The sequence below is a fragment of the Chitinophaga lutea genome, assembly GCF_003813775.1.
Classification (GTDB): Bacteria; Bacteroidota; Bacteroidia; order Chitinophagales; family Chitinophagaceae; genus Chitinophaga; species Chitinophaga lutea.
On the sequence record NZ_RPDH01000001.1, the window covers coordinates 1138916 to 1152326 of the forward strand.

General features: G+C 56.5%; 9 protein-coding genes. 7 read left to right on the plus strand and 2 right to left on the minus strand.

Annotated features, from left to right (window positions below):
• Positions 1-68 precede the first annotated feature (68 nt).
• Positions 69-1250, plus strand: a complete 1182-nt coding sequence (locus EGT74_RS04375; RefSeq protein ID WP_123845310.1) for an alpha/beta hydrolase family protein — start codon at positions 69-71, stop codon at positions 1248-1250.
• A 151-nt stretch (positions 1251-1401) separates the two neighbouring features.
• Here the strand turns inward: EGT74_RS04375 and EGT74_RS04380 are convergent, their stop codons facing one another.
• Positions 1402-1848: a hypothetical protein gene (locus EGT74_RS04380; protein WP_123845311.1), complete on the minus strand. Its 447-nt coding sequence runs from the start codon at positions 1846-1848 to the stop codon at positions 1402-1404.
• Between the two features lie 247 nt (positions 1849-2095).
• Complete coding sequence (locus EGT74_RS04385) at positions 2096-2842, minus strand: DeoR/GlpR family DNA-binding transcription regulator (RefSeq protein WP_123845312.1); 747 nt, start codon at positions 2840-2842, stop codon at positions 2096-2098.
• Between the two features lie 241 nt (positions 2843-3083).
• Here EGT74_RS04385 and EGT74_RS04390 point away from each other — a divergent pair, with 241 nt between their 5' ends.
• From EGT74_RS04390 to EGT74_RS04415, 6 genes are read left to right on the plus strand one after another with little or no spacing between them, the layout of a single operon-like run.
• Positions 3084-6164, plus strand: coding sequence for a SusC/RagA family TonB-linked outer membrane protein (locus EGT74_RS04390; protein WP_123845313.1), 3081 nt, complete (start codon positions 3084-3086; stop codon positions 6162-6164).
• Positions 6165-6179: 15 nt separating this feature from the next.
• The gene (locus EGT74_RS04395; protein ID WP_123845314.1) at positions 6180-7979 is read left to right on the plus strand and encodes a RagB/SusD family nutrient uptake outer membrane protein; all 1800 of its coding nucleotides are present in this window, start codon (positions 6180-6182) and stop codon (positions 7977-7979) included.
• Positions 7980-8004: 25 nt separating this feature from the next.
• Complete coding sequence (locus EGT74_RS04400) at positions 8005-9216, plus strand: BT_3987 domain-containing protein (RefSeq protein ID WP_123845315.1); 1212 nt, start codon at positions 8005-8007, stop codon at positions 9214-9216.
• A 26-nt stretch (positions 9217-9242) separates the two neighbouring features.
• Positions 9243-10064 carry an N-acetylmuramic acid 6-phosphate etherase gene (locus EGT74_RS04405; protein ID WP_123845316.1) on the plus strand — a complete coding sequence of 274 codons (822 nt, stop codon included), beginning with the start codon at positions 9243-9245 and terminating at the stop codon, positions 10062-10064.
• Positions 10065-10097: 33 nt separating this feature from the next.
• Complete coding sequence (locus EGT74_RS04410) at positions 10098-11447, plus strand: DegT/DnrJ/EryC1/StrS family aminotransferase (protein WP_123845317.1); 1350 nt, start codon at positions 10098-10100, stop codon at positions 11445-11447.
• 21 nt (positions 11448-11468) lie between these two features.
• The gene (locus EGT74_RS04415) at positions 11469-13406 is read left to right on the plus strand and encodes a hypothetical protein (RefSeq protein ID WP_123845318.1); all 1938 of its coding nucleotides are present in this window, start codon (positions 11469-11471) and stop codon (positions 13404-13406) included.
• Positions 13407-13411: the final 5 nt, after the last annotated feature.

A 13411-nucleotide genomic window follows, 5' to 3' on the forward strand; every position in this document is an offset into this window, starting at 1 on the left:
AATCCCCGGATTTTTGCGGGGAGATATTAAATTTATGCGCCGCCACCTCACCCGCATAAAAACTCCGCATGAAAACAGCCGGTTTCATTTTTGCACTGCTCTCCTTCATTCTGCACGCGCAGGCGCAACAATACGACGAGTCCAAAGTACCCGCCTATACCCTCCCCGACCCGCTCACGACACTCCAGGGCCAGGCAGTTAAAAATATTCGTACATGGGAAACCGTAAGACGGCCGGAAATACGCCGGTTGTTTGAAGATAATGTCTACGGGCAGATGCCGAAGGATTTCGACAGCATCCGCTTTACGGTGGAGCGGGAAGATCCGGGTGCGATGGAAGGGAAAGCCCTGCTGAAAGAAACCCGCATCGACGTGTACCGCTCCGGCCGGCAGGTGTCTATCCACCTGGTGCTGTTCGTTCCGAAAAACGTTTCCCGGCCTGCGCCGGTGTTTTTACTGATCAACAACCGCGGCAAAAACAACACAGACCCGGACAGGAAAGTCAAAAGCCCTTTCTGGCCGGCGGAGCTGGTGACAGAAAGCGGATATGCCATCGCCGCCTTCCATGTCAGCGACCTGGCGCCCGACGATAAAACGGATTATGTGAACGGGCTCCTGCGTTTATACCCGGAGCAACTGACCGCAGACAACGGCATGAAAGCCATCGGCGCCTGGGCCTGGGGCGCTTCCAGGGTGATGGACTACTTCGAAAAAGAGTCCCTTGTGGATGCCTCCCGCATAGCATTGGCAGGGCATTCGAGGGGAGGGAAAACTTCCCTTTGGGCAGCCGCGCAGGACCAGCGGTTCGCACTTTGCGTAACCAACTGCTCCGGCAATACCGGCGCGGCACTGGCGCGGCGGCAGTTCGGTGAGCGCATCACCCGCATCAACACCACTTTCCCCCACTGGTTCAATAACAATTATAAAAAGTATAACGACCGGGAAAACGATCTGCCGGTAGACCAGCATATGCTCATCGCCCTGATCGCGCCGCGGCCGGTGTACGCCACCAATGCCACGAAAGACCTCTGGGCCGACCCTACCGGCACCTTTCTTGCCCTGAAGAACGCGGAGAAGGTATTTGCCTTGTACGGCCTGCGTTCCGCGTTGCCGGCTACACCGCCGGCCGTCAATGTAGCCGTGGAAAATTCCATCCTCGGTTATCATAACCGCGAAGGCGAACACGACATGACGGAAACCGACTGGCGGCATTTTATCCGGTTTGCGGACATTCATTTTAAACGGAAGTGATGGACGCCTGTACGGCGGGGCAATTCCCCCTATACAGATTCCTGCGGAATTGACCGCATCGTTATAAAGCGGATGGCATGTTCCAGGTGAATGGATCACAATCGTGATAACGGCCCCTGATGCCTTGTTTGCATACCTTCAACGGAACCGGTTAGCAGTCGTGATACCGGTGATTGGTTTCTTCGAAATACTCCGCGTGTTTTTCCAGCACTTCCTTCGACACCTGTTTCTGCTTCAGCACCACCTTCCGCTGCGTCACACCGTCAGGGTGGATCCAGATGCCGGAGAAGCCGTCTTTTTCCTTGCGCAGGATCATCACGCCGGAGAACCTTTCTTCCGTCATGATGAACTGGTTGGCTTCGTTATAATCCACATCCAGCCACAGCCAGCTATCGTTCCCGGGCACCTTGTCGTATTTATAGATCGCGCTGTACAGCATCCGCGGCTCGCAGTGATGCTCTTCTTCCTGCAGGTACAGGGTGATGCCGATCTTGCCGTCGATGGTACCGGTAAACAAACGGGGAACGCCCGCTTTTTGCGCCGCAGCGTGCATGGTTGCCAGGATGAGGCCGCATGCCAGGAGGAAATACTTTTTCATGAGGTGTGGTTATTTTTCACTGGGGCGAATTTGCGACAATATTTCCGGACTGCGTGCAGGCAATTCAGATTCGCGGGGGATTGATTTTTATTTGCAGGGATTCATGCCTGATTACTTTTTTCAACACTTGCCACAGACTTTCCGGTACGCGAAACCCGCACGCAAACAAGAGCTTCCTCCGGTGACGGACAGGTTAAATCATTATGGAACTGATGGGCGTTTACCGGGATTTTTAACGGCCCGCATGTTACAACAACTCCACACTGCCTTTGTATTGCGCCAGGAACGCATCATCCGGCGGCAATTCGGTGATCAGGTAATCGATGGCCTGGAGGTCGCACACCTTAAGGCGCTGGGTGGTATTGAGTTTTTCAGAGATGCTCAGTACGGCCACCTTCTGGGAAGAACGCATCATGGCTTTGATGATCTGCACGATTTCCCAGTCGCTGTCCGTCAACCCGTCCGTTACAGAGAGGCCGTTAGCGCCGATGATGCACAGATCCGTCTTGATGTCGGCCAACTGGTTGATCACGCTGGCGCCGGTATGCACGTTGGCGTTTTTAGAGAGTTTGCCGCCGATGCTGATCACCTCCAGCTTTTCGCGGTCAGACAGGGCGATGGCCACCTGCGGGCTCAGCACGAAAAAAGTGGCGCGCAGGTCGTTTGAAATGGCTTTCGCCAGCTCTATGATGGTGGTGCCTCCTTCGATCAATACCGTACTGTCTTTCTTCAGCAGTTTTTTCGTTTTCTCCGCAATGACCTGTTTCGCTTCCCTGGCGTACACGTCGCTTTGCATGTTGTGCGGAAAGTGAAATGACGGGCTCACGGCGCCGCCGTGCACCTTCAGTATTTTACCTGCATCTATCAGTTCTTTAAAATCGCGGCGGATAGTGTCTTCAGATACGTCGAGCAGCCGGCTCAGGTCTGCAGACAGCACCTTGTTGTGCAGGTTTACCTCCCGCATGATGAGTTTATGTCGTTCCTCTTTCAACATACTGTTAAATTAACTGCAATGATGCCCCAAAGTAACTTAAATCACGCAAAATATGCGCATATAAGTTTTTTTGCGGTTTTAATTTGCATATATGCGCATAATTGTTTTACCTTGTAGAGAGCAATATTTCACGTACAAACGCCTTTGACATGCAGATAAATCACTATTCAACCATGTAACTCTGCGCATTCACGCATCGTGGACACGCATTTTATTGACCAGTTCTCAACCAAGATGAATTATGAAGAAAATTCAAACTTATGCGGAAACCGGCAGGACCTGCTATGCCCTGTACTTCCTGGCCCTTCTGCTTTGTACTTCGTTTCACAGCAGGGCCCGCGCGCAGGCAGACACCGCGCGGATACTGGTGGCAGGCACTGTGTTGAATGAGTCCGGCGTACGGCTCGCCGGCGTATCCGTTACCGAAAAAGACGGCAGCGCCCGTGCGGTAACAGACAAGGAAGGGGTATTCCAGCTCCGCGTGCCGCCGCGGGCCACGCTGGTATTATCTTATGTCGGTTACACCACCCGGGAATTCCCCGTGGCCGGCAACAAGATCGTGATCATCGATATGGCGTCCACCGCCGACAAACTGAATGAAGTAGTGGTGGTGGGTTTCGGCAGGCAGAAGAAAATCTCCGTAACCGGTGCGGTCACCAGCATTTCCACCCGCGAGATCTCGAAAGTATCGACCCCGGCGCTTTCCAACGCCATTGCGGGTAAACTGCCCGGCATCATTACCCGCCAAAGTTCCGGCGAGCCCGGTTACGACGCGGCGCAGGTGGTTATCCGCGGATTGGCCACCTTCGGCAACAATGCTCCGCTGGTACTGATAGATGGTGTGGAACGCAACATGAACCAGATCAACGCGCAGGAAGTGGAAAGTTTCACCATCCTGAAAGACGCATCCGCCACCGCCGTGTATGGCGTACGGGGCGCCAACGGGGTTATCCTCATCAATACCCGCCGCGGCGCCACCGGCAAACCGCAGGTGAGCTTCCGTACGGAAACCGCTTCCCTGCAAGCCCTGCGGCTACCGCAATACATCAACGCCGGCGAATATGCAGGACTGATGAACGAAGCGCTGGTGCATAACGGCCAGCAGCCTCGCTGGAGCGAAGAAGAACTGGAAAAATACCGCAGCGGCTCAGACCCGTATCTCTATCCTAATTCCGACTGGACAAATGCCGTACTGAAAAAGAACACCTGGCAAACCATCAACAACCTCAGCGTAACCGGCGGCACCGACGTGATAAAATATTACACCAATGTCGGTTTTACCCTGCAGGATGGATTGTATAAACAGGATCCTGCCTATGAATACAGTACCAACGCAACGATCAAACGATACAACTTCCGCAGCAACGTAGACATCAATCTGTCCAAAAACCTTCTGATGCAGCTCGGCCTGGGCGGCATCATCCAGAACGGCAACTACCCTGGCTTCGCTTCCGGCGATATTTTCAGCGCCATGAAAGTGATCGCGCCCATCGCCTACCCCATCCGCAATCCGGACGGCACGCCGGGCGGCTCCTCCACCTACGTAGGCTGGAACCCCTGGGCCAGGGCCACGCAGAGCGGTTATACCACGCAAGACAACAGTACGCTGCAAGGCACTTTCGGCGCGCGGTGGAACCTGTCGTCGCTCGTTACCGAAGGCCTGTCTGTACGCGGCCTGTTTTCGTACGACCGGAACGCCTCCGTCAGCAACGTCCGCCACAAGGCCTTCCTCGTAAAAAGATATCTCGGTAAAGACACCGACGGCAACGATCTCTACAGCACACCATACCGCGAAGAGCAGCCGCTCGCTTACAGCGCCGGTTCGTCCAGCGACCGCGCCATTTACATGGAAGCGCAGGTGAATTACGAACGAACGTTCGGCGGCCATATGCTGACCGGCATGTTCCTGTACAACCAGCGCGACTATGTGGCGCTAACGGCAGGCTCATCGCTCACCAACCTGCCATACCGCCGCCAGGGTCTCGCCGGCAGGATCACCTATGCGTACGACAACCGTTACCTCGCCGAAGTAAACATGGGCTACAACGGTTCCGAGAACTTCCCGAAAGGCAAGCGGTTCGGTTTCTTCCCGGCCTTCTCCGCCGGATGGATCGTCAGCAATGAAAAATTCTGGGGCCTGGATGTTGTCAGCAACCTCAAACTGCGCGGCTCTTACGGCCTGGTCGGCAACGACCAGATCGGCGGCGCGCGTTTCCTGTTCCTCACCACTACCCTGCTGAACGGCCAGCAATACCGTTTCGGGCTCGACCAGCAAACGTATCGCGGCATGGAAGAAAACCAGATCGGCAATCCCGACGTTACCTGGGAAAAAGCCCGGAAGGCCAACATCGGCCTGGACCTCGGTTTTCTTAACGACCGCATTACGCTACAGGTGGACGCCTTCAGGGAAAACCGCCGCGGCATCCTGCTACAGCAGAAAACAGTGCCCTCCATCACCGGCTTCTATCCCTGGTCTATTCCCTACGGCAACCTCGGTGTAGTGGAAAACAAAGGCATCGATGCGTTACTTGAGATCAAACACACCACGGAAAGCGGCCTGTTCTATACCTTCCGCGGCAACTACACGTATGCCCGCAACAAAGTGATAGAGGACGCCACGCCCACACCGCCGTACGCTTACCTGCAAACACGCGGCCTTCGGCTGGGGCAGATCGTATCGCTCGTATCCGACGGGCTGTTTAAAGACCAGGCGGAAATCAATCACAGTCCCAAACAGACCTTCGCCACACCGCGCCCCGGCGATATCAAATACCGTGATATCAACAGCGACGGCGTGATCGATTCTTACGACCGCCTGCCCATCGGCCACCCGCGCCTGCCGGAAATGACGTTCGGTTTCGGGGGTACGCTGGCCTACAAAGGGTTCGACCTGAGCATCTATTTCACCGGCGCGGCCAATACCAGCATCCTGATCACCGGCACCTCCATGTATGCCTTTGCAGATGGCCTCGGCGTGAACAATGTGATGCGGGAGTATTACGACAACCGCTGGACGCCGGGCAACCGCAACGCCAAATACCCGGCCATCGATGTGGGCAACAACCCGAACAACTACACCACTTCCGATTTCTGGATGCGCAACGGCAACTACCTGCGCCTCCGCAATGCCGAAATCGGCTATAACATGCCGGAACGGTTCAATACCCGCACCGGCATACGCGGCCTCCGTTTCTTTGTCAACGCCGTCAACCTTTACACCTGGGACCATATCAAAATCATGGATCCCGAATCCAACGACGGCACCGGCAGCTACCCGCTGCAGCGCTCGCTGAACGCAGGTTTGCAAATCGATTTTAAATAGCATTAAACCGGCATTATGAAACGTATCCAATACTACATCGCCATATTGCTGCTTGCAGGTACTGCCTGCCAGAAAAACTTTCTGGACAAGCAGCCGGACGAATCCATTACCATCGAGCAGGCTTTTCAGAAGCGGGCATACGCGGAAGCATTCCTGACGGACGCGTACGCTTCCATGGGCAACGAATATTATTTTACCGACTACCTCGGCACCTCGCCCAACCCGTATGTCATTGCCTCCGACGAAATGAACATCCCGTGGCCCGAGAAGTTCGAGAAGCTGATGAACAAAGGCTCCTGGAACCCTTATAACGTGGATGCCCAGCTCTGGAAAAACATGTACGAAGGCATCCGGAAAGCCAACATCTTTCTCGTGAACATTCCCAAAACACCGCTGGACGCCGTATTTTCCGAAGCCGATAAACAGCGGTGGATAGGTGAGGCGACGTTTCTCCGCGCCTACTACCACTTCAGGCTGGTGCGTATTTACGGCGGCGTGCCGTTGATGGACGCGCCTTCCGGCGTGGCGGACGATTTTTCGAAACTGCGCAGGGCTTCGCTGGACAGCTGTATCGATTTCATCGTACGCGAATGCGACCTGGCCATTCCGAAACTTCCTGTCAAACTGTCGTCCGCCCGCGACTACGGCCGCGCCACCGCTGCGGCGGCGCTCGCACTGAAAGCGCGCATCCTCCTGTACCGCGCCAGTCCGTTGTTTAACGGCAATCCGGACTATGTGAATGTTGCGGACAAAGACGGCAACAAACTTTTCCCGCAGCAATTCGATGCCGCGCGCTGGGAACAAGCCGCCGCCGCATCGAAAGCCTGTATAGACATCTGCGAAGGAGCCGGCTACACGCTGTATAAAAAACATGCAGACCCCGTCGTGAACTACCAGCAACTGTTCCTCGACAATCATAACGACGAGGTATTGTTCGCCTACAACGCAGGCGTAAGCGGCTGGATGGAAAAATGCGCATTCCCCGGCAGCCTGGGCGGATGGAACGGCTACAATCCCACACAGGCGCAGGTGGACGCATATGAAATGGATAACGGCATCGCGCCCATTACCGGCTACCAAGCAGGCGGTGCGCCGGTCATCGACCCGGCCTCCGGGTACCGGGAAGACGGTTATGCCGCCGCAGACGATCCCAACAAAAGATGGCTCGCCGGTGTAAGCAATATGTACGTACGCCGCGATCCCCGTTTTTATGCCACCGTGAATTTCAACGGCGCCTATTTCGTGGACCGCCGCATGCAATTCTGGCAAAGCGGGGCTGACGGAAGGGGCAACGCGGGGCGCGACTATAACACCACGGGTTACCTGCTGAGAAAATTCGTCAACCCCGCGGCTAATATTCCGCAAGGCCGTTTCCTGCTGGGCACCTGGATATTTTTCCGCCTCGGCGGCGTGTATCTCGATTATGCCGAAGCGCTCAATGAAGCCAAAGGGCCCGTAGCGGAAGTGTACCAGTATGTAGACGCCATCCGCACCCGCGCGGGTATGCCCAAACTGCCGCAGGGGCTCGACAAAGCCGGCATGCGCGCCAGGATATGGCAGGAAAGACGGGTAGAGCTGGCGTACGAATCGCACCGCTACTTCGATTGCCACCGCTGGAAAATTGCGGCGCAAACCGACGGTGGGCCGGTGTACGGCATGAACATCAGCGCAGGGAGCAGCTTGCAGGATAACGCTTTTTACAAACGCACGCTGGTGGAAACAAGGGTGTTCCAGTCGCCGAAACACTACCTCTTCCCCATTCCGCAATCCGAAATAGACAAGGCACCGGCCCTGATTCAAAATCCCGGTTGGTAAATCACGGTGTAAAAAATTTAACACGATGCACAAATCCATCATACCACTTGGCTGCACCTTGTTGCTGCTGGCCTGTTCAAAGGAAGTGCCGGTAAAAAAAGACTTTCCCGGCATGGAAAAATATTCGCTGCTGTATATGCCCCAGGCCATCAACGGCCCGGTCACCACTTCCGTAACGATCGCGGACAAACCGGACACCATTGCGATCAACGCCTACATGGGCGGCATTGCACGGCCCGGCGCGGACGTTCCCGTAACGTTTGCCGTTACGCCCGCCGCCGTGGCGGCTTTTAACCAGGCTAACGGCACGAATTACCCGGCCATGCCGGAGGGCAGCTACAGCATCACCACTCCTTCCGTTCACATTCCCGCAGGGCAGCTTACTACCGGCCCGCAGCCGCTGGTGCTGCGGACCAAAGGCTTTTTATCGCCGTTCGTCAGTTACCTGCTGCCCGTTACACTCTCGCAGCCCGGCAAAACCGGCACGGTAAATCCCGCGCTGAGCACTACTTATTTTGTAGTGACGGGCGGGTACATGCCGGGTGAAGTGCCGCGGGAAAAAGCGATTTCGTTCGGCGCCGCCGCCGGCACGAACCTCATCAGTTTCGGTGAAAAATTCATCCGGAAAGATCCTGTGAGCGGCAACCTGCTGCTGTACACGCCCGATGCCCAAAGCGGCCTGTTCACGGCGGCGCCCGTCACCATCGGGCAGGGCTGGAACATCTTCAACATCATCTTCTTTTACGGCGGCAACCGCCTGATCGGCCGGTATGCCGCGGGCGGCGGCGACCTCGCCCAGTATCCCGTTACCGCACAGGGCCAGATCGGCGCCGGCAGGACCGTTGGCTGGGGCTGGGGCGGACTGAAGAAAATCGTTCCGTTCAAAGGCTTGCTGCTGGGCATCAGCGCAGACGGCAATATGACCAAATACCCGCTGGATGCAGACGGTAATTTCGATTTCGCCAACATCAAAGGCATCGGCAGCGGATGGGGCGGGTTCGTCCACATTTTCGCCTATGAGCATTCGCTGATGGCCATTGAAGCAAACGGCAACATGTGGCAGTTCCCGCTCTCCGACAGTGGCGTATTCGGCAGCCGAAGACTGGTGGGCACGGGCTGGGACATGTACGTGCATATCATCACCGCAGGCACCGACCTGCTGGCCCTCGACGGCAACGGCGACCTGTGGCGCTACAAGTTTAACCCCGCCGGGCTGTGGGCATTGAAAAAAACTTAACTGAGCAGAAAAAATCAATTATCTATATGACGCGCATTACTGAACAACCCTCCAGGCACGACAACCTGGAAAACAAACCGGTTGAGGAACTGGTCGAATTGATCAATAACGAAGACGCATCCGTTGCCGTGGCCATCAAAAAAGCGCTGCCGCAGGTGAGCACGCTGATAAAAGCAATCGTGGAAAAGCTCCGCAGCGGCGGGCGCATGTACTACATGGGCGCCGGCAGCGGAGGCAGGCTGTCGGTACTGGACGCGCTGGAACTGCCCACCACCTACGGCATTCCCAAAGGCATCGTCAACGTCATCCTGGCGGGTGGTGTGGAAAACCTCGCCGAGGCGCCGGAAGAGAAAGAAGACGATGTGAACGAAGCGCTCGAGCGGCTAAGCCGGGAGCAGCTCACCCCCAACGATATCGTGATCGGCATTTCCGCGAGCGGCTCCACCCCGTTTGTACTGGCGGGATTGCAGGAATGCCGGCGGCTGGGCGTTATCACGGGTTGCATCGTGAGCAACCCGGAGTCCCCCATTGCGGCAGCGGCCGATTTGCCTGTGGAAGTAATCACCGGGCCCGAGTTCATCACCGGCAGCACGCGCATGAAATGCGGCACCGCGCAGAAAATGCTGTTCGACATGATATCGACGACCGTCATGATACAACTGGGCCGCGTGGAAGGGAACAGTATGGTGAACGTCAAACTCATCAACGACAAGATCACCGACCGCGCCGTGAAAATGCTCATGCAGAAATCCGGCATCGCCGCATACGACCAGGCCAAGGCCATCCTGCTGGAACACGGCAGCGTTAAAAAAGCCATGACGGCACTCAACGGTACGCACAAAGCATAATCAAACATTCCGTCTACTCATAAAAACCTTACTATGACAAAAAATAATTTGCCACGCAGGACATTCATCAGCAACATGGCCATAGCCGGCGCAGGCATGGTACTGGGCCTCCCCCACATCGCCAACGCAGCAGACAACGGAAAACCGGCCATACTCGGCGGTCCCAAAGCCCACCCCGGCGGCTTCTCCGGATGGCCGCTGTTCGACAAAACGGAAGAAAAGGCCGTTACAGACGTATTAAAAAGCGGCACCTGGGGCCGGCTGGGCGGCAATGTGGTGTCTTCTTTCGAAAAAGAATACGCTAAAATGCTGGGCGTCAAACACAGCCTCGGCGTGTCCAGCGGCACCAGCGCGTTGTATACGATCCTCGGTGCAAAAGATATTGGTCCGGGCGATGAGGTGATCATTCCCGTTTACACGTTCATCGCCACCTACAACGTAGTGGTACTGAACTATGCACTGCCGGTATTCGTGGATACCGATATCGAAAGTTTCCAGATCGACGCCAGTAAAGTGGAAGCCGCCATCACGCCGCAGACCCGGCTCATTATGCCGGTGCACATCGGCGGTTCACCCGCCAACCTCGACAAGCTGATGGCCATCGCACAGAAAACCGGCATCCCGCTGATAGAAGATGCCTGCCAGGCGCACCTGGCGGAATGGAAAGGCAAGAAGGTAGGCGGCTTTGGCCTGGCCGGCGCATTCAGCTTCCAGGCATCCAAAAACCTGAACTGCGCGGAAGGCGGCGCCATCACCACCAACGACGGTGATTTCGCGCAGACCTGTTACACCTTCCACAACCAGGGTCAGGGCGGGCACACCACCTCTTACGGCACCGGTACCGGCACAAGAGCCACCAATCTCCGCCTCACCGAGTTCCAGGGTAACCTGCTGCTGGCGCAGATGACGAGGTTACAGGCGCAGGCAAAGCGCCGTGCGGAAAACGCCGCCTATCTCACTTCGCTGCTGAAAGACATCAAAGGCATCTATCCCGCCAAACTGTACGAAGGCACCACGCTCAGCGCATTCCATCTGTACATGTTCCGCTACGACCGCAACCACTTCGACGGTCTCAGCCGCGCCACTTTCCTGAAAGCGCTGGAAGCGGAAGGCGTGCCCTGCTCGGAAGGATACGGCATGATGAACCGCAACGAATATGTAACGGGTCTGGCCAAAAACAAACACTACCTGAAAATCTACGGTGAAAAAACCATGCGCCAGTGGCTGGAAAGAAGCCAGTGCCCGCAAAACGACAAACTCTGCGGCGAACAGGCCATCTGGTTTTTCCAGACCATGCTGCTGGGCAGTCGTACCGATATGGATCAAATTGCGGCCGCTATCCGCAAAATCCAGAAAAACGCGAAAGCGCTCGCCAAACTCTGATCTGTTTCAAACATCATGAACATGCAATTTTCCAGATACCTACTCTGCACTTTCCTGTTTCTGTACTGTTACCTGCCCGGCAAGGGGCAGCAGTACAGGGCAGGGTTTGCCAGGGAAAGCACTGAACCGGCCGCCTGGCCGTTTTCCCTGACACTGGCCGGATACGGCGCTCCAACGGAAGGCCGCTTCAGCCTGGAGTGGATCAAAACAGGCGAGATCGCCGGAGGTGGCGTTGCACTCACGGGCGGGGGCAGCGCGCTCTTTGCCACGGACGGCCACTCCCTGTTCACTGCACCGGCAGGCCATAATAATCCCGCCTGGCAGGAAGCCGGCGCTGCCGCCAACGTACGGCTGCTGGCGGCGGCAGGGAATACCCTGTACGCCATCGATGCCGGCGGCGCGTTACTGGAAACGCGTTTGCCGCTGCAAAAACAGAAACGCCCGGTGTGGGCATCCAAAGGCAGCGCAGGCAACGCCACCGCGATCGCCGTATTGCATCGCAAGCTGTACATCGCTACCCCGGCGGGGCTGCAATACACGGATGTGCGCGGCGGAAACCTCCAATGGAAAAACATGCCGGCGCCCGGGAATGTCATCAGTCTTGCCGCATACAACAACGAACTGTACGTCCTTACCGCCGATGACAATATTTACCGGCGCAATCCCGCCAAAGACAGTAACTGGTTGCGCATGGCGCGGCACAACGGGCTTACCTACAACGTCAGACTGCGGCACATTGCAGTAGCGGGCAACACACTCTACGGCTGCGACGCAGGTGGCAACCTGTTCATCGCGAAGCACAACAGCGACGGTAACATGAGCGCCTCCGCACTCGCTATTGCAGCAGGCAAACAGCGTGTCGTGATCGTGGGCCTGGATGTCTGCGGGTTCGATCATGCCTTTGCCGGCGAAGTGAAGCAGGAGATCAGCAAAAAGCTGCGCATTCCTCCGCAGGCCGTTATGCTCAATGCTTCGCATACACATTTTGCGCCCGTGGCGCAGCCTTATATCACCTGGCATCCGCCCTGTCAGCAACCGGACAGCAGTTACCTCCATGCCGTGGTGAGGCCGGCGGTGGTGCGCGCCGTGAGCAACGCCATCCGCAACCTCGCCCCATCCAGCCTGTACTTCAGCCGGAGCAAAACCGCCATTGGCCGCAACCGCTGCCTGAGCACCGCTCCCTTGCCGTACGACAACGATGTGGATGTGATCACCGCCGTGCGGTCGGACAACCAGGAAAAGACCGTGCTGTTCCTCACCGGCTGCCATCCCGTATTTAATGCCTCCGGGCGCGAAGGCGTTACCCTCAGCGCCAATTACCCTGCGGTGGCACGCACCGCGCTGGAAGGGAAGGACAACATCCGTCATGCCGTATTCGTACAGGGCTGCGCGGGCGACATCAACCCGCAGGACGCCAACCACACCAACACCGGCAACGCACTGGCCGCGGACGTACGGCAGGCCATGGCAGGCAGCATGACGCCCATCACCGGCCCCATCACCTGTTATACAGACAGCATTTCCTTCCCTACCCGGCCCATGGCAAAAGCAGCGGTGCAAACCATGTACAACGACAATGCAAAAAATGCCGGGCAGATGATCCCCGACCGCAATGTGCGCTGGGCCCGGATGATGCAGCATTATTACAACACCAACACGATGCCGGCCACGATGCCGGTATACGTGCAAACCATCAACATCGGCAACTGGAAACTGGTAGGGCTTTCCCGTGAGGTTGTAACGGAGTACGGCAGCGGTATCAAAGCGCTGTACCCCGGCAGCCTTGTGAGCGTGGCCGGGTACTGTAATGACGTGGCCAGTTACCTGCCCACCTCGCGCCATATGAAGGAAGGTACTTACGAAGGACTTGATTCCTTTTTCTGGTATGGGCAACCCTCCCAGTTTCCCGTTGACGTTTATGAAACCGTGCTGGATAACATCCGCCGTAAAAACCGCTAACCGAC

Bases quoted from the DNA above. Each gene is read 5' to 3' on its own strand.
- EGT74_RS04380 (WP_123845311.1), bottom strand. From the start codon at position 1,848: ATGAAAAAGTATTTCCTCCTGGCATGCGGCCTCATCCTGGCAACCATG.
- EGT74_RS04385 (WP_123845312.1), bottom strand. From the start codon at position 2,842: ATGTTGAAAGAGGAACGACATAAACTCATCATGCGGGAGGTAAACCTG.
- EGT74_RS04375 (WP_123845310.1), top strand. From the start codon at position 69: ATGAAAACAGCCGGTTTCATTTTTGCACTGCTCTCCTTCATTCTGCAC.
- EGT74_RS04405 (WP_123845316.1), top strand. From the start codon at position 9,243: ATGACGCGCATTACTGAACAACCCTCCAGGCACGACAACCTGGAAAAC.
- EGT74_RS04415 (WP_123845318.1), top strand. From the start codon at position 11,469: ATGCAATTTTCCAGATACCTACTCTGCACTTTCCTGTTTCTGTACTGT.
- EGT74_RS04390 (WP_123845313.1), top strand. From the start codon at position 3,084: ATGAAGAAAATTCAAACTTATGCGGAAACCGGCAGGACCTGCTATGCC.
- EGT74_RS04395 (WP_123845314.1), top strand. From the start codon at position 6,180: ATGAAACGTATCCAATACTACATCGCCATATTGCTGCTTGCAGGTACT.
- EGT74_RS04400 (WP_123845315.1), top strand. From the start codon at position 8,005: ATGCACAAATCCATCATACCACTTGGCTGCACCTTGTTGCTGCTGGCC.
- EGT74_RS04410 (WP_123845317.1), top strand. From the start codon at position 10,098: ATGACAAAAAATAATTTGCCACGCAGGACATTCATCAGCAACATGGCC.